The sequence below is a fragment of the Rhodococcus sp. AH-ZY2 genome, assembly GCF_030916465.1.
In the GTDB taxonomy this organism is placed as follows: domain Bacteria; phylum Actinomycetota; class Actinomycetes; order Mycobacteriales; family Mycobacteriaceae; genus Rhodococcus; species Rhodococcus ruber.
Map to the genome: position 1 here is coordinate 260,680 of NZ_CP126458.1, position 19,196 is coordinate 279,875.

General features: G+C 65.7%; 31 protein-coding genes. All 31 read left to right on the plus strand.

Going from position 1 to position 19,196, the window contains the following annotated elements:
- The first annotated feature begins 3 nt into the window (after positions 1-3).
- The 31 genes from QNA09_RS02075 to QNA09_RS02225 all read left to right on the plus strand — a co-directional run bounded on the left by QNA09_RS02075 (position 4) and on the right by QNA09_RS02225 (position 18,994).
- Complete coding sequence (locus QNA09_RS02075; RefSeq protein ID WP_308072205.1) at positions 4-627, plus strand: hypothetical protein; 624 nt, start codon at positions 4-6, stop codon at positions 625-627.
- Positions 624-1,469, plus strand: a complete 846-nt coding sequence (locus tag QNA09_RS02080; protein ID WP_308072206.1) for a PD-(D/E)XK nuclease-like domain-containing protein — start codon at positions 624-626, stop codon at positions 1,467-1,469. The genes QNA09_RS02075 and QNA09_RS02080 overlap by 4 nt, the downstream gene beginning before the upstream one ends.
- Positions 1,462-2,550: a hypothetical protein gene (locus QNA09_RS02085; RefSeq protein ID WP_308072207.1), complete on the plus strand. Its 1,089-nt coding sequence runs from the start codon at positions 1,462-1,464 to the stop codon at positions 2,548-2,550. Before QNA09_RS02080 ends, QNA09_RS02085 begins: the two co-directional genes overlap by 8 nt.
- Positions 2,547-2,681 (plus strand): hypothetical protein, encoded by a 135-nt coding sequence (locus tag QNA09_RS02090; RefSeq protein ID WP_308072209.1) that lies wholly within the window; start codon positions 2,547-2,549, stop codon positions 2,679-2,681. The genes QNA09_RS02085 and QNA09_RS02090 overlap by 4 nt, the downstream gene beginning before the upstream one ends.
- On the plus strand, positions 2,678-2,971 hold the full coding sequence (locus QNA09_RS02095) for a hypothetical protein (RefSeq protein ID WP_308072210.1): 294 nt from the start codon (positions 2,678-2,680) through the stop codon (positions 2,969-2,971). Before QNA09_RS02090 ends, QNA09_RS02095 begins: the two co-directional genes overlap by 4 nt.
- Positions 2,968-3,381: a hypothetical protein gene (locus QNA09_RS02100; protein WP_308072212.1), complete on the plus strand. Its 414-nt coding sequence runs from the start codon at positions 2,968-2,970 to the stop codon at positions 3,379-3,381. The genes QNA09_RS02095 and QNA09_RS02100 overlap by 4 nt, the downstream gene beginning before the upstream one ends.
- Positions 3,382-3,553: 172 nt before the next feature.
- Positions 3,554-3,730: a hypothetical protein gene (locus tag QNA09_RS02105; RefSeq protein WP_308072213.1), complete on the plus strand. Its 177-nt coding sequence runs from the start codon at positions 3,554-3,556 to the stop codon at positions 3,728-3,730.
- Positions 3,727-3,915, plus strand: coding sequence for a hypothetical protein (locus QNA09_RS02110; RefSeq protein WP_308072215.1), 189 nt, complete (start codon positions 3,727-3,729; stop codon positions 3,913-3,915). Before QNA09_RS02105 ends, QNA09_RS02110 begins: the two co-directional genes overlap by 4 nt.
- A complete protein-coding gene (locus QNA09_RS02115) occupies positions 3,915-4,763 on the plus strand; it encodes an HNH endonuclease (RefSeq protein ID WP_308072216.1) in 849 nt (282 codons plus the stop codon). Before QNA09_RS02110 ends, QNA09_RS02115 begins: the two co-directional genes overlap by 1 nt.
- Entirely contained in the window at positions 4,738-5,079 is a 342-nt protein-coding gene (locus tag QNA09_RS02120) for a hypothetical protein (protein ID WP_006945250.1), read from the plus strand. The genes QNA09_RS02115 and QNA09_RS02120 overlap by 26 nt, the downstream gene beginning before the upstream one ends.
- A gap of 253 nt (positions 5,080-5,332) precedes the next feature.
- On the plus strand, positions 5,333-5,716 hold the full coding sequence (locus QNA09_RS02125) for a hypothetical protein (RefSeq protein ID WP_308072218.1): 384 nt from the start codon (positions 5,333-5,335) through the stop codon (positions 5,714-5,716).
- Positions 5,717-5,951: 235 nt separating this feature from the next.
- The gene (locus QNA09_RS02130; protein WP_308072219.1) at positions 5,952-6,284 is read left to right on the plus strand and encodes a hypothetical protein; all 333 of its coding nucleotides are present in this window, start codon (positions 5,952-5,954) and stop codon (positions 6,282-6,284) included.
- Positions 6,281-6,502, plus strand: coding sequence for a hypothetical protein (locus tag QNA09_RS02135; protein WP_308072221.1), 222 nt, complete (start codon positions 6,281-6,283; stop codon positions 6,500-6,502). The genes QNA09_RS02130 and QNA09_RS02135 overlap by 4 nt, the downstream gene beginning before the upstream one ends.
- The gene (locus QNA09_RS02140; RefSeq protein WP_308072222.1) at positions 6,499-7,335 is read left to right on the plus strand and encodes a hypothetical protein; all 837 of its coding nucleotides are present in this window, start codon (positions 6,499-6,501) and stop codon (positions 7,333-7,335) included. The genes QNA09_RS02135 and QNA09_RS02140 overlap by 4 nt, the downstream gene beginning before the upstream one ends.
- Entirely contained in the window at positions 7,332-7,961 is a 630-nt protein-coding gene (locus QNA09_RS02145; protein WP_308072223.1) for a hypothetical protein, read from the plus strand. Before QNA09_RS02140 ends, QNA09_RS02145 begins: the two co-directional genes overlap by 4 nt.
- A gap of 389 nt (positions 7,962-8,350) precedes the next feature.
- Positions 8,351-8,476: a hypothetical protein gene (locus tag QNA09_RS02150; protein WP_308072225.1), complete on the plus strand. Its 126-nt coding sequence runs from the start codon at positions 8,351-8,353 to the stop codon at positions 8,474-8,476.
- 52 nt (positions 8,477-8,528) lie between these two features.
- A complete protein-coding gene (locus QNA09_RS02155; RefSeq protein ID WP_308072226.1) occupies positions 8,529-8,693 on the plus strand; it encodes a hypothetical protein in 165 nt (54 codons plus the stop codon).
- Positions 8,694-9,532: 839 nt separating this feature from the next.
- The gene (locus tag QNA09_RS02160; RefSeq protein ID WP_308072228.1) at positions 9,533-9,748 is read left to right on the plus strand and encodes an HNH endonuclease signature motif containing protein; all 216 of its coding nucleotides are present in this window, start codon (positions 9,533-9,535) and stop codon (positions 9,746-9,748) included.
- A 159-nt stretch (positions 9,749-9,907) separates the two neighbouring features.
- Complete coding sequence (locus QNA09_RS02165; protein ID WP_308072229.1) at positions 9,908-10,384, plus strand: hypothetical protein; 477 nt, start codon at positions 9,908-9,910, stop codon at positions 10,382-10,384.
- Entirely contained in the window at positions 10,371-11,462 is a 1,092-nt protein-coding gene (locus tag QNA09_RS02170; RefSeq protein ID WP_308072230.1) for a terminase, read from the plus strand. Before QNA09_RS02165 ends, QNA09_RS02170 begins: the two co-directional genes overlap by 14 nt.
- A complete protein-coding gene (locus QNA09_RS02175; RefSeq protein WP_308072232.1) occupies positions 11,431-12,042 on the plus strand; it encodes a terminase TerL endonuclease subunit in 612 nt (203 codons plus the stop codon). The genes QNA09_RS02170 and QNA09_RS02175 overlap by 32 nt, the downstream gene beginning before the upstream one ends.
- Before the next feature lie 9 nt (positions 12,043-12,051).
- Positions 12,052-13,446 (plus strand): phage portal protein, encoded by a 1,395-nt coding sequence (locus QNA09_RS02180; RefSeq protein WP_308072233.1) that lies wholly within the window; start codon positions 12,052-12,054, stop codon positions 13,444-13,446.
- Complete coding sequence (locus QNA09_RS02185) at positions 13,424-15,346, plus strand: Hint domain-containing protein (protein WP_308072234.1); 1,923 nt, start codon at positions 13,424-13,426, stop codon at positions 15,344-15,346. The genes QNA09_RS02180 and QNA09_RS02185 overlap by 23 nt, the downstream gene beginning before the upstream one ends.
- Positions 15,347-15,414: 68 nt before the next feature.
- Positions 15,415-16,002 (plus strand): hypothetical protein, encoded by a 588-nt coding sequence (locus QNA09_RS02190; protein ID WP_308072235.1) that lies wholly within the window; start codon positions 15,415-15,417, stop codon positions 16,000-16,002.
- 21 nt (positions 16,003-16,023) lie between these two features.
- Entirely contained in the window at positions 16,024-16,407 is a 384-nt protein-coding gene (locus QNA09_RS02195; RefSeq protein WP_308072236.1) for a potassium transporter, read from the plus strand.
- Positions 16,408-16,417: 10 nt separating this feature from the next.
- The gene (locus QNA09_RS02200; RefSeq protein ID WP_308072237.1) at positions 16,418-17,455 is read left to right on the plus strand and encodes a major capsid protein; all 1,038 of its coding nucleotides are present in this window, start codon (positions 16,418-16,420) and stop codon (positions 17,453-17,455) included.
- Positions 17,455-17,781 carry a hypothetical protein gene (locus tag QNA09_RS02205; RefSeq protein ID WP_308072238.1) on the plus strand — a complete coding sequence of 109 codons (327 nt, stop codon included), beginning with the start codon at positions 17,455-17,457 and terminating at the stop codon, positions 17,779-17,781. The genes QNA09_RS02200 and QNA09_RS02205 overlap by 1 nt, the downstream gene beginning before the upstream one ends.
- The gene (locus tag QNA09_RS02210; RefSeq protein ID WP_308072239.1) at positions 17,744-18,133 is read left to right on the plus strand and encodes a hypothetical protein; all 390 of its coding nucleotides are present in this window, start codon (positions 17,744-17,746) and stop codon (positions 18,131-18,133) included. Before QNA09_RS02205 ends, QNA09_RS02210 begins: the two co-directional genes overlap by 38 nt.
- A complete protein-coding gene (locus tag QNA09_RS02215) occupies positions 18,133-18,507 on the plus strand; it encodes a hypothetical protein (protein ID WP_308072240.1) in 375 nt (124 codons plus the stop codon). The genes QNA09_RS02210 and QNA09_RS02215 overlap by 1 nt, the downstream gene beginning before the upstream one ends.
- On the plus strand, positions 18,507-18,677 hold the full coding sequence (locus QNA09_RS02220; RefSeq protein ID WP_308072242.1) for a hypothetical protein: 171 nt from the start codon (positions 18,507-18,509) through the stop codon (positions 18,675-18,677). Before QNA09_RS02215 ends, QNA09_RS02220 begins: the two co-directional genes overlap by 1 nt.
- Positions 18,677-18,994: an HK97 gp10 family phage protein gene (locus QNA09_RS02225; RefSeq protein WP_308072243.1), complete on the plus strand. Its 318-nt coding sequence runs from the start codon at positions 18,677-18,679 to the stop codon at positions 18,992-18,994. Before QNA09_RS02220 ends, QNA09_RS02225 begins: the two co-directional genes overlap by 1 nt.
- Positions 18,995-19,196: the final 202 nt, after the last annotated feature.

The following is a 19,196-nucleotide window of genomic DNA, read 5'->3' on the forward strand; positions in this document are numbered from 1 at the left end:
TAGATGCATGACCCGATGGTGATGGCGTTCGGTATCCGGCGCCCCTGGCCTAAGATCCGCCGACCGCACGGCTCCAACTCGCCCCGCTGGGGGTGGCGCCGAGGCTCGTGCTTCGCACACGCCGCCGGCCGCGAACTGTACTTCCCATCCCTGATCACCGTGTGGCACGTCGAACCCCACGGAGCAGACGCACTTCGCGGCGAATGCCGCGGCACCCGCTGGCAGTGGCACATCCACCACTGGCACATCCAGTGGAACTTCCTGCAGAACTGGCGCCGCCGTCTCCTCACACGGTGCGCCTGGTGCGGCGGACGATCCCGCAAGGGCGATGCGGTGAACCACTCGCACCAGTGGGGCGGACCTAAACAGCCGCTGTGGCGCGGCGAGCGGGGCCTGTTCCACAGTGACTGCTCGTCGGTGGAACGGGCGCACAACCTGTGCCTGTGCGACGATCCGCTGCTCGACCACGGGGACTACGGGCAGTGCGCGTTCTGCGGGAAGTTCCGCGCGTGGCGCAAGACCCCAACCGACGCCGACCGCCACCTCGCCGCCCTGCCCGTCGGGTCACGGATCCCGCCGGAGGACATACCGCGACTTCAAGCAATGTGGCAGGAGGGCCGATCGTGAGTGACCTCGTCCCCAGTGAGGGCGTCTACGACGGAATCCCAGACAACGAGTACCACGCCGACAAGGGATCACTATCCTCATCCGGCGCCCGCAAACTCCTGCCCCCGTCATGCCCCGCCATCTTCCGATGGGAGCAAGACAATCCGCCGGCACCGAAGGACGAGTACGACATGGGGCACGCCGTACACACCATGGTGCTCGGAGTCGGCGCACCCGTCGTCCGCATCGACGTCGACTCGTGGACCACGAAAGCCGCCCGAGAGCAACGAGACGCAGCACGCGCCGACGGAAACGTCCCCCTGAAGGCGTCGGACTACGACACCGCCGTCGCGATGGCCAACTCCATCCGCCGACACCCAGTCGCAGCAGCCCTGTTCCAGGACGGCGTCGCAGAACAGTCCCTGTACTGGCGCGACCCCGACACCGGCGTCATGCTCCGCTGCCGGCCGGACTGGCTCCCACCGAACCGGACCGGGCGGCTGCTGGTCGTCGATCTCAAGACCAGCACCTCGGCAAACCCCGACAAGTTCGCCAAGTCGTGCGCCGAGTACGGCTATCACCAGCAGGCCGCCTGGTACCTCGACGGCATCGCCGCGTTGCAGCTCGCCGACGATGCTGCGTTCCTGTTCGTCGTCCAGTCCAAGACGCCGCCGTTCGAGGTGACGGTCAACGAACTCGACCACGAATCCCTGCTGCTCGGCCGGCGCCTGAACCGACACGCGATCGACGTCTACGCCGAGTGCGTCGAGTCCGGCGTCTGGCCCGGATACGGCCACGAAGTCAACCGCATCACCCTGCCCGCATGGGCCCACTACCAGTCCGAGGAGATCCTCAGTGTCTAGCCCCGCCCGCTACCAGCCGATCGCTACCCCCGCCGTGCAGCGACCGAACGCAGTCTCACAGGCCACCGCAATCGAGCAGTCCCGCGCTGTCGCCGAAGTCCAGGCCGCCGTGCTCGTGGCGCAGCAGAACCGCCGTAACAAGGCCATCGCCGTCGAAGAGATGCGGGAAGCGACCGCACAGGCGTCCGTCGCCGAGCGTGCATTCTTCAAGTTCCCCCGCGGCGGCCAGACGGTGTCGGGCCCGTCGATTCACCTTGCCCGCGAGCTGGCCCGCTGCTGGGGCAACATCCAGTTCGGTGTCACCGAGCTCCGCCGCGATGACGACAAGGGCGAGTCCGAGATGCAGGCGTACGCCTGGGACTTGGAGACCAACGCCCGCAACGCCACCACGTTCATCGTTCCGCACAAGCGAGACACGAAGAAGGGCGTCGTGCAGCTCGCCGACATGCGCGACATCTACGAGAACAACGCCAACAACGGCGCCCGTCGCTTGCGTGAAGCGATCTTCGCTGTCCTGCCCGGTTGGTTCGTCGACGAGGCCCAGGACCGGTGCAACGAGACCCTCGCCAAGGGTGGGGGAGTGCCGCTGCCGCAGCGCATCGCCAACGGCATCGCCGCATTCGAAGCCATCGGCATCTCACGCCGGCAGCTCGAGGCGAAGATCGGTCGACCCTCGAAGGACTGGAACGAGCACGACATCACAGCACTCGGTGTGTCCCTCAAGTCGATCCGCAACGGTGAAGTCACCAAGGACGAGGAGTTCCCGCCGGCCACGGTGTCGGCTGAGGAGATCACCAACGCGGCCAAACCGCAGGAGGGCAACAAGCCCGAGCCTGATCCGCAGGAGGAGTCGCAGCCGAAACTGATCGCCGAACCGATCTCCGACGAGCAGCTCAAGACCATGCGCAAGCTGCTCGCCAACTGGAAGTACACAACGGTCGCGGAGCGGCTCGAGTACCTGCAGTCCCAGTTCGGGGACCAGCTCAAGAGCGAGAAGGACCTCGACGCCGCGCGCGCTCAGGAGTTCATCGAGTGGTTGCAGACCGAGCAGGCCCGCCCAGCCGCCGGCGGTGCCGAATGAGGACCGCCCTCACCGTCTGCTCGGCCGCCGCACTGTCGGCGGCCGGGTGGGCCACCGCCTCGTGGCTGCTGCTCGTGTGGGTCACGGACTGCATCGACGACATCGAACGCCGAATCGAGGGAACGCGATGAGCGACCGCGAAGAACTGCGAGCCCAAGTGCTCGCCTGGTGCAAGAAGCACGATGGTGGACGTCTCTGCGTCTGGTGGCCCGCAGGATCGACCACCGGTGACGGCTCACAGCCCATCCTCGCAATCAGGTGGGACACCGGCGGGCTCAGTGAAATCGGAGTGTTCTACGACGAAGCCGATGCGGAGAAGGCGCAGTTCATTTGCGATGTGTTCAACGACGCCCTGGAACGCCTCGCGCCGAGTGAAGTCGACTACTTCGGCACCCGCACCTACATCGAGGTGCAGCCATGAGCGCCGCATTCAACCTGCCCAGCGATCCGGGTCGCATCGAGCAGCTCGAAACCACCATCGCCGCCGAGGTGAAGCAAATCGACGACCTGCAGCGCGAGAACGACCGCCTCGAACACCGCAACGCAGACCTCGCCGAACGCCTCGTCGCCGCCGAGACACAGCGCGACAAGGCCCGCGACCTCCTCGAGGTGAAGGAACGCCAGGCGCTCGCGCACGCCGACGAGAACGCCACCCTCAAACGTGAGCTGGACGACGCCCTCAAGGAGAACGCCCGCGTGAAGGCCGATCTCACCCGCTGCCTGCGCCTACTCGGGCAGGGCCTCGACCTCGCCGACACCTGGCGCGGGACATGCGAATGGGCCGAAGCCGTCCACACCTCCCTCACACACCTGCCGGATGGTGACCAGTGAAGCTCCCACTCTGGCTAAAAGGATCGGATAGGGGCGCGACAGTCGCGCTTTCGAAGTGCCGCAATTGCGGACAGGTGAAGGTCGCCTCAAGGCCATGCGGATTCGATCACCTCGCCGCCGTTCTCGAGTTCAACGCGGCCGTGAACGAGCACAAGACATCGGACGGTGACCGATGAGAGTCACCGACGCCAACGCTGCCATCCGCATCGGCCGGTGGGCACTCGACAACCGCGAGATCCTCCCCGACCAAATCCGCCACGACATCGCGCACCTCGCCGAACGCGGCGGCCAGAAGCTCATGGCCGGCCTCACCGGTGAAGAACTCGCCATCCTGCGAGGTGACCGGTGACCGAATACATCACCGACCATGTGGAGCCAGCGGCCGCCAGCAAAGCCGCCGAACACCCACACCACGCCCCCGAGCGCCGCTGCCCCACCTGCGGGCAGCGGCCCCCGGCCGGCATGGTGCGCTGCCCCACCCTCGAATGCCGCGGCGAATGGGCACCCGTCAACGACGAAAAGGAGACCACCTGATGGCCGTCTCGAAACGACTCAGGTACGAGATCCTGCGGCGCGACAACCACTCCTGCCGCTACTGCGGGGCCACCGCGCCTGGCGTGAAGCTGACCGTGGACCACGTCATCCCGCAGGTCCTCGGCGGCAGCGACGATCCGTCCAACCTCGTGACGTCATGCTCGGACTGCAACAACGGCAAATCAGCCACCATGCCGGACGCACCCACTGTCGACGACATCGAGGCCAGATCAGCACAATGGGCCAGCGCGATGCGCCAGGCAGCGGACGAGCTCAGCGCTGACCGGCGCGCAGTCGACGACGTGTGTCGAGCGTTCGACGAAGTGTGGAGCCGATACCGGCCGGTGGGCTGGCGTTCCACTATCGAAGCTGTCTATGCCGCCGGCCTCCCCGCCGACGTCATCGTAGAGATGGCGCACGTCGCCCAAGAGGCCCGCGACGTCGACAGCCGATGGAACTACTTCTGCGGATGCTGCTGGAAACGCGTCGGCCAACTACAGGATCGGGCCGCCCGGATCCTCGATGCACCAGCAGATGCTCGGACGCATGCTAATCAGCATGCTCGTAGCAATGCTCCGAGCATATGCTCCGAGCACATGCTCGATGAGGATGCAATCGAGCGGGTCTGGAACAGTGCGAACGCCGAGTATCGGGCGAAATACGGTCGCTACCTCGCCGAATGCCTCTGCTTCGGTGATTGTGAATCGGACTATCCGAATCTCTGCCGCGCCGGGATAGCCTTCTATATGCAGGGCTGGATGGGCCACGAAGAGGCCTACGGAACGCACTCGATCGGCCAAGAAAACCCATCGGAGGTGACCGATGGGGCTGCCCTGGATCCGGCTTGATACCACCATCGCGGACCACCCGAAGATGCTCGAACTGATCGAAGACAAGGCGTTCCAGTCCGCGTTCGCGCACGTGATGGCGATGGCTTACTGCGGAAAACACGGCACCGATGGGTTCATTTCCAGGTCCGCCCTGCCCTTCATTCACGCCCGCAAGACGGACGCGGACCGCCTGGTCAAGGTCGGGTTGTGGCATGAGGATAGGGGCGGCTGGCTCATCAACGGATGGGACGAATACCAGCTCAGCGACGATGCCGCGAAGAAGCGACGTGAGCGAGCGCAGAAGGCAGCGTCCGCCAGGTGGGGACCGAAGTGACCGATCCAAGCAATGCATCGAGCATATGCATCCCGCATATGCGCCAAGCAATGCATCGAGCATATGCACGTAACGGACGGACGGTACTTACGAAGATGATTGGTTACCTAGAGAACTCATCTCACCTGAGCAACGCGTGCGCGCGCGTACAGAAATTTCCCTCAATTCGGCGCGAACACGGCGGACCGGCACTCGCTTCGCGGTGCCTCGGATCCAACACCCACACGGTTATCCACAGCCTGGGAGCAGCCTGATGGCCCGCAATCGCGCATCCGCCCGCAAGGCCGGCACCGCGTTCGAAACCCTCATCGCCCAAGCCCTCGCACATCACCTCGACGACGACCGCATCGAACGACGCGCCCGCAACGGCGCCAAAGACCGCGGCGACATCGCAGGCGTCCGAATCAGGGGCCAGCGTCTCGTCCTGGAGCTGAAATCGCCCGGGAGGGGTCAGAGGGTCGATCTGCCCGGCTGGACCCGGGAGGCAGCCATCGAGGCCGGAAACGATGATGCCCTCTGCGGCCTCGTCGTCCACAAACGCCACGGCACCACCAACCCCCTCGACCAGTGGGTCACCGGAACCGTCGCCGACCTCATCGCACTCATCACCGGGCACCGACCACAGGAGGACCAGTGAACCCGAAGTGCACCAAGTGCGGCGCAGTCTGGTCCGGGATGAACACCGGTCACTGCACGGCCTGTCACACCACCTTCACCGGAATCACCGCGTTCGACGCCCACCGGCGCGGAGGAACATGCCAAACACCCGATTCAGTCGGTCTCTCACTGACGAAACGGGCCTACCCCTGCTACGGGTACCCCAGCGACGAAACCGGCGGCTGGTGGGCCGACACGAGCGAACGGGAGGACCAGTGACCGACCGCGAAGAACTCACCAACATCATCAGAGCGCCCCGCATACACACGAACACCTCCGGCGACAAACAGCGAGCAATCGCTGACGCAATCCTCGCCGCCGGCTACCGCAAACCCCGCACCGTCACCACCATCGAAGAACTCGACAAGCTTCCCGACGGAGCAGTAATCCGGGGCGCCCACGGCCAAATCTCAGTGATTCACCGAGGCCAAGTTGACGGCCGCCCATACATCGAAGTGCACTACGCCGGTACCGAGGAAATCGACTTCGACTACCAGTACATCAGCCTTCCCGCAATGGTCCTGTACGCCCCCGAGGACCGACCATGAATATCCGCCGCACCGCAGCCTGGAAACTCCGCCACCTCGCAGACCACATCGACCCCACCAGCGGCCCACGCGCACTGTCCGCCCACTTCAACATGGTCCCCGGCGAAGGCATGGTCATCACCCAGACCTTCGGCATCCCAATCCACCCACCAGCACCCGGCTGCCCTCTCTGGTACATGGCCGAGGACTACGACCGCGCATGGAAGGAGCACCCGTGACCGACATCGTCGACCGCATCGACGAACTCGTCGACGAACAGCTCGCGAACTACGACCGGCGCAGCGGCTACGACCACAACGTCAACCAAGTCTGGTGCCCACACTGCTACCGCACCTGGCACGGACTCGCGATCACCGAACGCATCGAACAGATGCGCCACCGCGGCGAGATGGACCCCGACTACCGATACAGCGAAGACGATTCCACGGTCTACTGCCCCGGATCCGACTTCATCGGCCCCATGGCCGACCCCCTCCAATTGGCATGGATGCGCGCCGACACAGAAACCCAGGCTCTGTACCCAGAAGGACGGCTCCCATCGATCAACGCGACACTCAGCGCGGCGATGCAGCTCGGTTCCAATGGCGGCTACCTCCTCGATCCTGAGTTTCCGCCCGAAGTCCAATTCCCGCGCCCCTACCCCTACATCCTTCCGGGCCCCTCGCTAGGCGTGATCGAGCAAGCCCTGAGAGCGGCCAACCTGCGCAACTGGGCGGAATGGAACATTGAGAACACGTCCGATCCAGCGCCGTGCCTGCTGGGACCGGACATCACCGACGGCGACAGAGTCTCCTTCGTCAGCACCAACGGGTTCCGGTACGAGGGCATCGCGCGAGTGGAGCACCGCGGACTTGAGACGGTCATCCACATCGAAGAGACCGACGAGTCCACCGCGGCCCGTACCCACGCCATACGCGGTGGACGTACACCCTCATTGATCTCCGAGGACCTGCCGGATTCCCCGCAGCAGTGCGCTCTGCCACGCCCGTCAACCCAACCGCCCATGTGGGCAAACAACCCCACCCGAACCAACCGGCGGAGGAACCGATGAGCGAAACCTTCTACCTGCCACGCGAGCAGCAGGCCGAACTCACCGAACTCCTCGACACCATCCCCGCCCTCATCGACGACCTCACCATCACCATCGCCAAACAAGACCGCCTCGGCAACGGACCACGCATCAGCCGCGGCAAAACCGCGCAACCTTTACCTTTCAACGTCAACGCCAGTGAAGCCGCCGACCAGCTCCACAACGAACTCGCCTCATGGGTACGCCACACCTGCGAACACCGCACCATGAGCTACGACAGCAGCAACGACACCCTCAGCCTCACCCGCTGGCTCAAACGCTGGATCATCGCACTCGCCCTCTCACCCGGCAGCGAAGAAGCACTCCCCGCCATCAGGGCAGCCATCCACCACGCCCGCAGAGCCACCGACCGCCCTGCGACCAAGCGCACTACAAGCGACGACGGGCACACACTGGAAGACGTAGCGCTCACCAAAGCAGAACTACGGGAGGCGCTCAACATCCGCCTTGGAATCACCATCAAGCGACAGACGCTCGACTCGTGGATCAGGCGTAAGCGCATTACACCCATCGAAGGCGAGGAGCACTACTACTCCCTGAGGGAGGCACTGGCTGTCGTGAAGGAAAGCGCAGGTGTCGTGGCATAAGTCCGCTGCATCACCCAGTATGGTACGATGACGCCGGAGGCGAGGTAGACCCTGAGAGGTCGTCCCTCGCCTTTCGGCGTTGTATGGGGAAGATCCACACAACAGCCGCCGTCGGGTCAACCGCCACTGCCGTCCATCAGTGAGCGCCAAGCCACGCGCTGCCCGACCCCAACTTGGGTGGATGCTCGTCTGTCGGTGGATCAAACCGTCACCCTGGAAACAGGCATAGCCGAGCAGCACTCACTCCGGGCTCCCGTCGGTTGGAGCTGGGAGGCTGGCGACAAATCCCCCATAGGGATTTCCGACTGCCAATGCGGTACGGATAGCTGGCAAGCAGGGGCGCGTCTGACTCAACAACGCGCACACACTTCCACCGAGGAGGAACCCGCATGATCCGTGCAGCACTGTGGCTCGCCATCGACACCACACAAACCCTCCTCGACATCATCAAAATCGCAGCAGCCGACCCCGGCCGCGCGCAAGCAGCCAGGCACTCACTCCTCCAGGCCCACTGATGGCACTCAAACCCTGGCTCTACTGGATCATCTGCCGCATCGGAATCACACGATGACCACACCAGAACTCCGCAACCGCCTCATCGACCTACGCTCACGCATCCGACGCGCACGCTTCGACGCAGACACCGACACACTCGACGTCCTCACCGCAGAACTCGACCGCGTGCTGGACATCTACAACCAACAACGCAAAGCCAATGGCACGCGCACGTAACCGCGTCTGCTCACACCCCGGCTGCCCACAAGTGCAGCCAGCACCCATGTGCCCCACACACACCCGCCAACACGAACAACAACGAGGCAGCAGCACCGCCCGCGGCTACGGCCAAGCCCACCGCAACCTCCGCCAACACTGGCGGCCCATCGTCGAAGCCGGCACCGTCAGCTGCGCCCGCTGCGGCCGACCCATCCAGCCCGGACAACCCTGGGACCTCGGACACGACGACCACGACCGCACCCGCTACCGCGGACCCGAGTGCGTCCCCTGCAACCGGGCCACCGCCGGACGAACACGATGAAGACAACCGCCGACTGATCATCGGCGGCCAGAGAACCCCGACGCTCCCAGGCGTCGGGGTTCTCGCATACCTGGGAGAACACTTGACCCGCAGAGCAGACGGAACACTCCACGGCACACACCACAACAAGACCTGCACCCACTGCGGAACCACCTTCCGAACACGGAAGACAGAAGCCAGGTACTGCAGCTACCGATGCGTGAACCTAGCCAGGTACGACCGCACAGGCAGAGCCGAGAAGCCAGCACCGAGTAGCCGCGTGTGGATCATCGACTGCGACCTGTGCGATGCGACAGCGGCCGTACGATCGCCTGCCTCAACCAAGTGCAGAGACTGCAGGGCGAAACCCATCTCCTGCCGGGTCTTCATCACCGACTGCACCGAATGCGGCACGACATTCGCATCGAAGACCACCACCACCGTCTGCTCCGCAGCATGCTCAGCCACTCGACGGCGAGCAGACAAGCGGGAATACGAGCACCGCAGACGAACCCGCAAGCGAGCCGCCTACGTCTCCAACGTCAACCGCCGGCAGGTGTTCGAACGAGACGGATGGCGCTGCCACATCTGCGGCCAGAAGGTGAACCGCAAGGCCAAGGCACCACACCCCAAGGCCGCAACCATCGACCACGTGATCCCACTGGCCCGCGGCGGCACACACGAGCCGATCAACTGCAGGTGCGCCCACTTCCTATGCAACGCGCTCAAACGCGACACGGGATGCGGCGACCAGCTGCTCCTGATCGCCTGAGGGGTGGGGGCCAACCCCCCGAAGGACCCTCCCTCCCCGACCGCGGGAGAGGTGAGAAATCCGCGCGGAGGGTTCAGACATTCCGGAAGCCCCCCCGCCGCCGGCGCGATGCCGACGGCACGTCCGACGTGGCGCGATGCCACCGAAGGAGTGATCGACATGGCACGTGGAGGTGCACGCAACCGGTCCGGCCCCCAGGCCGATCCGAAGTCCGGCCGCTCGGACCGACGCGGCCTGCAGTTCACGACTCTGCCCAGCGAGGGCTATTCCGGCAAGACACCCGAGTGGCCGTTCCCGAAAGGCTCGACCCGGGAACGCGCTGTGTGGCGGAAGGTCTGGACCTACCCGCAGGCGGCGCAGTGGGCGATCGAGCCGCACCGGTGGGAGACCATCGCGATGTGGGTCCGGTGGAAGGTCCGCGCCGAGGCGCCGGATGCGCCGGCCGCCGACGCGGCCGTGATGCACCGCCTGGCTGATCAGATCGGTCTGACGCCGGCGGGGCTGAAGGAGAATGGCTGGGTGATCGCTGCCGACGAGGTCGCCGCGGCGAAGGCCGAGAAGCCCAGGGCCCAGGACGTCGAGCAGTCGGCCGCTCCGCAGCGGCGCCTGCGGGCGGTGCCTGGTGGAGCTAACTGACGGGTTCCTCGTCGATTTCCCGACGCTCGGGGACATCGGAGAAGCGTGGGTCCGGCGGCACTGCCGAGTCCCGGACGGCTACCGCCGTGGATCGGACTTCGTGTGGTCGGACTGGCAGTTCTGGTGTGGCGCGAAGTACTACGAGATCCGGCCGGGCGTCGAGTGGGGGACAGGCGAGGACGGAAAACCGGAACCGTTGTTCAACCAGGCGTTCGTCTACCGACGCGCTCAGGTCGTGGCGCCGCAGAAGACCGGCAAGGGACCGTGGGCGGCGTCGATGGCGTGCCTCGAGGCGGTCGGGCCGTCGCAGTTCCTCGGCTGGGCCGAGAAGGGCGATGGGTACGCCTGCTCCGATTGGGGTTGTGGGTGCGGCTGGGAGTACGAGTACCTTCCGGGCGAGCCGATGGGGATGCGTCATCCGTCGCCGGTCATCCAGCTGACCGCGAACAACGAGGACCAGGTCGGCAACGTGTACCGGCCGCTGACCGCGATGATCCGTCTCGGTCCGCTGTCGGATCTGATGTCGCCGCGTGAGGGGTTCATCCGTATCGCCGGTGAGGTCGGCGGGGATGACTTCGACCGGATCGACGCGGTCACCTCGAGTGCGCGCGGTCGACTGGGTAACCCGGTGTCCTGGGTGCTGCACGACGAGACCGGCATGTACACGGTGGCCAACAAGATGGTTGGTGTCGCGGAGACACAGCGCCGCGGCGCCGCCGGCATGGGTGGCCGGACGATGGAGACCACGAACGCGTGGGATCCGTCGGAGAACTCGACCGCGCAGCGCACGTACGAGTCGCAGGCCCCGGACATCTTCAAGTTCTATCGGATCCCTCCGAAGGGCTTGTCCTGGGGCAACAAGCGGGACCGCCGGAAGATCCTCAAGTACGTCTACGCGGGCTCGCCGTGGGTGAACCTCGACTCGATCGAGGCCGAGGCCATGGAGCTCAATGAGCGCGACCCTGCACAGGCCGAACGGTTCTTCGGTAATCGGTTGGTCTACGGCCAGGGTTCGTGGCTGCGGGATGGGTTGTGGGAGGACCGCTATGCCGAAGATCGACTGGCTGCCCAATCCTGATCGTGGTACAGCGATCTCGGTCGGATTCGACGGCAGTGAGAACAACGATTTCACGGCGATTCGCTGCGAGACTCGGGATGGGCTGCAGTTCACGCCGCGGTACGGGCCGGATCGGAGGCCTACGATCTGGGATCCGGCTCAGTGGGGCGGGCAGATTCCGCGTGCAGAGGTTCACGCTGCGGTCGACGAGATCTTCTCCACGTGGCAGGTATCGCGGATGTACTGCGATCCGCAGGACTGGTACTCGGAGATCGGAGATTGGGCGCTCGAACACGGCGAGGAGCACGTGTTCGAGTGGGCGACAAACCGCGTCCGGCAGATGTACGACGCGATCCGCCGATTCGAAACCGATCTGGCCACCGGCCGGATCCGTCACGACGGCTGCCCGATCACCGCGGTCCACATCGCCAACGCTCGCAAGGTCGCCAAGCCCGGGCAGAAGTACATCCTCGGTAAGCCGGCCGACCACCAGAAGATCGACGCCGCGATGGCGTCGATTCTCGCCCACGAGGCCGCCGCGGATGCGCGCGAGTCCGGGTGGGAGGACGACGTCGATTCACGAATGTTCTGTTTCGGATAGGAGGCCGGTGTGACTGCACCCGTGCTGCGCACGACGCTCTCCAGTGACGAGCGGGACATGATCAGCAAGTTGAACGCGAAGCTGTCGAAGACGCGTCAACAGGACAAGCTGCACGATGCGTATTTCGAAGGGGAGCAGCGGCTCAAGCAGCTCGGTATTGCGGTTCCCCCGGAGCTTCGTGAGTTCGAGGTGGTCGTGAACTGGCCACGCATGTACGTGAACGAGATCGCGCGGCGGCAGCGTCCGAAGTCGTTGATGCGTCCGGGGGAGGTGACCGCGGACCAGGCCTTGCAGGAGGGGTTCGACGCAAACAACCTCGCTGCCGAGATTCCGATCCTGAACAAGGAGACGATGATCTACGGCCGTTGCTTCATGACGGTCGGTGCGAACGAGGACCAGCCGGAGTACCCGCTGGTGCGTGTGGAGTCTCCGCTCGAGGTGTCGTGCTTGATCGACAAGCGCCGGCGGCGTATGTCGGCGATGTTCCGGCAGTTCGTGGAGGAGGACGGTTCCCGCGTCGGGACGCTGCTGTTGCCAGACCGCACGATTCAGGTCACGGCCGGTAAGCGGGGCTGGGAGGTCGATGACATCGACGTCCATGGTCTCGGTCGTGTACCGGGGATTCTGTTCGTGAATCAGCGCCGGTCCGGGAAGTGGACGGGCGTGTCGGAGATGAAGGACCTGATCCCGCTGACCGACGCCGCGGCGCGGTCGCTGACCAACTTGCAGGTCGCGTTGGAGACGCACTCGGTGCCGCAGAAGTGGGTGCTCGGCATGTCGAAGGGCGATTTTGTCGACAAGGACGGAAACCCGATCCCGGTGTGGCAGTCGTACTACACCGCGATCTGGGCGAACCAGGCCAAGCCGGATCAGGTGAAGGTCGGCCAGTTCACCCCCTCTGATCTGAAGAACTTCCACGAGACCACGAACCACTACGCGGCGCTCGCCTCGAGTGTGACCGGTTTGCCGTTCCGGTACTTCGGGCAGAACACTGCGAACCCGGCCGCCGAGGGCGCGATCCGTGCCGACGAGGCGCGTCTGATCGCGAACGCCGAGGAGAAGAACCGAGATCAGGGCGTCGGGATCGGCTGGGCGATGGCGCTGTACGAGCGATTCCGCACTGGTGAGTGGCCGGAAGCCGGCAAGTCGGTTGTCGTCGAGTGGGCTGATGCGGCCACCCCCACGAAGGCTGAGGAAGCGGACTCGATTCAGAAGCTCAATGGTGGTCGTCCCGTCTACTCGCGCGAGGGCTCGTGGGATGCGATGGGCTGGAACGAGGCCCGGAAGCAGCGTGAGCGGGAGTACTTCGAGCAGGAGGCGCAGGATCCCGTGCTGGAACGTCTCACTCGGGAATTGGCCGGGAACGGCGATCAGGTGAACGATGCTGCCGGCCGCGGCGTCTGATCACTATTCGGAGCAGCGTCGCATCCTGGCCCAGGTGCTGTCGCTGGCGCGCCGGATATGGGGTACGCGGCCGCCGACGGATTTTGATTCATGGTTCGACAGGAACGTCGAGTTGCTCGTCGCGGCTGTGGCTGCTGGGCAGCGGCAGGCCGTGGCCGGCGCCGACGGGTACGTCGAGGACGTGCTCGACGAGCTCGGCACCCCGGTCGCGGCGGCGGCGGAGCCGGTCACCGCGGGGCTGGTGGGGATTGCATCGGATGGGCGCGAGCTAGATTCGCTGATGTACGGCGCGGTGATCACCAGCAAGCGCGGCATCGGCCAGGGGCTTGGGCTGGAGGATGCCTGGGGTCTGGGGATGAAGGCGTTGCTGCTGCGCGTGCAAACCCAGGTCGCCGACGCGGCCAGGGTCGCGACAGGGCTGTCGATCACAGTCAGGCCGGGGGTGGGGTATGTGCGGATGCTCAACCCACCGTCGTGTCCCAAGTGCGCCGTGCTGGCCGGGAAGTTCTACGGCCACAACCGCGGGTTCCTGAGGCACCCGGGCTGTTTCCCGGCAGGGGTGACTGTAAGTGGCCCATCAGCAGAGGCATCCACGCGGCGGTGGTACGAGGGGGAACTCGTTGTCCTCACGACCTCGAGCGGCCAGGACCTCTCCCTGACCGGTAATCACCCGATACTGACACGTCGCGGGTGGATTCCTGCGAATTTCCTCCAGGAAGGTGATTATGTAGTCCGCAGCACCCGGCCCGAGGGCGCTACGCCCCTCGTAGTCCCAAATCATAACCAGGTGCCAACCCTCATCGAGGATGTATGGGGTTCGTTCGCCGTGAACGGACTTCATCGAGTGCCAACCGCCCCCGAGGACTTCCATGGCGACGGGAATGTCGGCGAGGTCGACATTGTATACCCCAATCGCCCTCTGTGGGGTCGTGACAACGCCACGTTGGGCGAGCATAGAGTGGAGCAGTTCTTCTCCGGAAGATCCGAATCTTCCGAGCTTCTCATTGAGAAGGGCTCGTCGAAGCTTGTCGGTGTGCGGGGTCTTGCGCTGTCGAGCAGCTCTGTTCGCGGCGGCGGCTTGGAGCTTCCGTTCGTCTGGCGTCAACTTCGACGCTCGGACCTGTCCGGCTTCCTTGTGGCTCCGGATGGGCACGTGTGCGGCGATGAGTCGTTTGCGGATGATCTCGCGAGAGACTCCGTATTGGCGGGACAGGGCGTACTCGCTGGCTCCGGCCTGGTAGGCGGAAACGATAGTATCGACGGGGAGTTCGACAGTGCGCGTTGGGATGCCCCGGCGCTGCCTTTCTCGGTGGAAAGCCGTGCGGGATACGCCAGTCGTGGCAAGGAGTTGTTCGACCGGCTCACCGGCCAGGTAGAGCTGGATCGCGTGGTCGTACTTCGCAGAGTGGAGTGGAGCGGGCATGTCTACAACCTGACTTCCTCTGAAGGTTGGCATACAGCCAACAATCTCATTGTATCTAACTGCGATTGTAGGCATATCCCGACCCGGGAAGACCGGGCCGACGACGTCACAACTGATCCGAAGGCCTACTTCGACAGCCTGACCGTCGAGCAACAGGACAAGCTGTTCACCAGGTCCGGGGCCGAGGCGATCCGCGCCGGAGCCGACATCAACCAGGTCGTCAACGCCGATCGGGGCATGGCAACCACGCAGGTCTACGGCCGCGAACTGGCCACCACCACCGAGGGTGTCACCCGCAGGGGTCTCGCGTACGACGCAATGCGCCGCGCCGGATACGCCCAGCGCGACACCGACGTCCGCAACGGACGTTACTTCCAAGCCAGAGCGCCCCGGCTCATGCCGGAGGCGATCTACGAGATCGCAGAGGACCGCGCCGATGCGCTGCGCCTTCTGCGCCTGTACGGCTACCTCGCGTAGCCCATCCCACATATTTCCGACCGGCGCGAGGCCGGCCCGGATTCCCCCGCGATGGAGGAGCAACACCGATGAAGCACACCCCTTGGGTTCGACTGATCCTCGGCGCCGGCCACGGCGTCGGCACCGTCACGGATCCGGCTCAGCAGGACCAGGGAGGCGCGACGCCGCCCACTCCCCCGGTGCCGGCAGATCCCGCGGCCGGGAATCAGCCCGATCCCAACGACCAGCCCCTCGGAGAAACGGGACTGCGGGCACTGCAGGCCGAGCGCGACGCTCGTGCCGCCGCAGAACGCGCCGCGGCAGAGCTCGCCGCTCGCGTCAAGGAGTTCGAAGACGCGAACAAGACCGCCGAGGAGCGCGCCGCCGAGCAGCTCGCCGAAGCGCAGCGCGCCGCGGCCGAGAACGCAACCCGGGCGTTGCGGTACGAAATCGCAGCGGAAGCCGGCCTTCCGTTGTCCGCAGCGGGACGTCTGCAGGGGAGCACTCGCGAAGAGATGCTCGCCGACGCCGAGAGTCTGAAGTCGCTCATCGGAGCGGCCCAGCCGGCGCCGGGCACACCGAAGCCCGATTCGCGCCAGGGCGGCGGTGGGCACGAACCGATCGCCTCGCTCGAGTCCGGTCGTGCCGCCTACGACGCGCGCCACAAGAAGAACTAGCCCCGAAGGAGGGGAGTGAACATGCCCGATTTTCAGCTCAAGACGCAGACGTACGGCCAGGACAACCAGACCTGGCTCGGCTCCGCACACGGAACCGATTCGGCCCGCACCGGGACGCTCAACATCGCGACGCTGACGCCCGCGACGCACTACCCGAACGGCCACTTGCCGTCCGGTGTGCCGGTCGGTCGCATCACCGCGACTGGCCTGTACGGCCTGTTCGACAAGGACGCCACCGACGGTCGCCAGGTGCTGGTGGGTCACACGCTCACCGCGCAGAAGGTCGGCACCTCGAACGTCGTGGTCCCGATCCTCGACCACGGCCGCATCATCGAGGCCAACCTCCCGTTCCCCATCGCCGCCGAGGGCAAGACGTCCGCTGCCGGCCGACTGATCTACGTCTGAGGAGTGGACCATGCTGATCAGCACTGACTACGTCGAGCCCGTCACGCTCACCGGCTACGCCCGGAGGGCACTGGCGGACCTCGAGCAGAACCAGTTCACCCTGTCGCAGTTCCTGCCGTCGGTGGAGATCGACGACCTGGACTACCGGTTCACCCGCGGCGGCGAAGGTCTCGCGGAGGCGGCGACGTTCCGCGCCTACGACGCCGAGTCCTCGATCGCGTCGCGGCCCGGCGTCACCCGCGTGTCCGGTGAGCTGCCCCCGGTGTCGCGCAAGATCCGGCTCGGTGAGTACGACCGGCTGCGGCAGCGCAAGGCGGACCAGGCCATCACCGACGGGCTCTTCACCGACAGCGAGCGGATGGTCCGCGCCGTCGCCGCCCGCATCGAACTCGCCCGCGGTCAGGCGCTCACCACCGGCAAGGTCACGATCTCCGAGAACGGTTTCACCGCGGAGATCGACTACGGTCGCCTGCCCGGGCATTCGAACGTCGCCCCGGCGACTCTCTGGTCGGTGTCCGCGTCGGCGACCCCGATCACCGATCTGCTCGCGTGGCAGCAGACGTACGTCACCGACAACGACGGCCAGGCCCCGGGTGCGATCATCACCTCGCTGAAGGTGCTGAACAACATCCTGCGCAGCGCGGAGGTCCGCACCCTCGGCGCCACGGTGGCCGGGTCGCCGCAGATCGTCTCTCGTGCCGTGCTGACGCAGGTGCTCGAGGCGTACGGACTGCCGCCGATCTACGTCAACGACGCTCAGGTCAAGGTGGGTGCCACGGCCACCCGGGTCATCCCCGACACGGCGGTGATTCTGGCGCCTGCGCCGGGTGCGGCCGGGGCGGAAACCGTGCTCGGCAGCACCCTGTGGGGCACCACCGCCGAGTCGCTCGAGTCCGACTTCGGCCTCGCTGGTGGGGACGAGCCGGGCATCGTTGCCGGCGCGTACTCCGACAAGGATCCGGTGGCGCTGTGGACGAAGGCCGCCGCGATCGCGCTGCCGGTCCTCGCCAATCCGAACCTGACGTTCCACGCGAAGGTTCTGGCCTGATGTCCGCCCGACTGGTCACGACGGTGTACGTCCACGACGAAGACGGGCAGACGCACATCTTCGGCCCCGGACACGACGTGCCCGACTGGGCTCAGGCGCGGATCACGAACCCGGGCGTGTGGGGCGCTCCCGTCGCCGAGCCGCCGGTTGGCACGGCGGCGTTCCCCGAGGGGGAGCCGTCGGACGAGTGGAAGCTCGCCGACCTTGTCGCCTACGCGAAGCAGCACGGCATCGACCTGGTCGATGCGAAACGTAAGAGCGACATCCTCTCGACGATCGAGGAGCACCGTGACAGCACCACAGCCGAATCTGGCCGAACAGAGTGATGTCGAGGCTCGGCTGGGGGAGACCCTGGCCGAGTCCGAGGCCGGGCAGGTCGAGTCGCTGCTTGCGTACGCGTCCGCCAAGCTGCGGGCGCTCGTCGGGAACATCGACGACCGGCTCGTCGACGGCTCTCTGCATGAGCAGTTGGTGAGGGGCACCGTCGTCACCGCGGTCTGCCGTGCACTCGACGCGCTCCGGGTGGGGCTGCGAGTTCGATCGGAGCAGTACCCGGAGGTGTCGACGACCTACGCCGACACCGACGGGGCTCTGGTGTACTTCACCGACGAGGAACTCGCGCCGCTACGCCCGGACGCCGGCAGTTCCGGCGGCGCCTTCACCATCCGGATCGCCTGATGCGTCGGCTTCCCGAGAAGTGGGTCCTGCTGCACGACCAGGAGCCGGTGCAGGACGCGTCGACGGGCAACTGGATTCCGCAGCCACCCCAGCAGATTCCGTGGACCGGGTTGCTGCAACAGCGGCAACTCACCTCGTCCTCGGTCGATGCCGGCAACACCGAGATCGCCCCGGGGCACGTCGTGTCGTCGTTCGTGCTGCTGCTCGACCCCGGCATCCCGGTTGTCCCGGACCGTCGGGACCGGTTCCGTGATGCCGACGGCGTGGTCTACCAGGTCGAAGGCAAGCCACGTGTCCGGCGCCCAGCCCGCGGGTCAAGACGGCCCGCGTACATCGCCGCCAACGTGCGGTGCGTATCCGACATGGAGGAATGATGGCTGACAAGAAGAATGACGGCGTCGTCGAGTTCGTCGATGCCGACGGCAACACCCGCTGGGCCGCCGAGGACTCGAAGGCCTACCAGGACCACCTTCGCTCCAAGGACTCGAAGGGGTCGAAGCCGGCCCGCACCGAATCCGCGAAGGTCGACGTCAAGACGGCCTGATGGCCCGGATCACGGTCTACAGCGAGCGGGCGCGTCGGGAAGCGCGCGCGATTTCGTTCGACGATCGGGTGGAGATCGCCGAGCAGGCCGCCGGTGACGCCCGGGCCTCGGCACCGGTCTACACCGGCGCCTACCGGGACGGCATCGGGGTGGAAACGGCGGGGGACCGCGTGTTCATCGTCGACAACGACCCCGACGCGATCTACGTCGAATTTGGCACGGTCGATACCCCGGCGTTCGCCGCACTCACCGATGCCGCGCGCCAATACGGCCGATACAGCGGTTGGCAACCTCGTGGACCTGGCCAGCGCCAGTAAGATCACGAGACCCCGACGAGTGCTGGTAACACTCCAGGGGCGTGGCCAAACCTGTGCGAGAGGTTCGACGTGGGCAATGATACGTGCTGCGTAGCCGAGTGCGGCAAGCCAAGACGGATCCGACACCGGTACTGCGCAATGAACTTTGACCGGGTGAAGCGGCACGGTTCACTACGTGCTCCCGGAGGCGAATGCCGAGTTT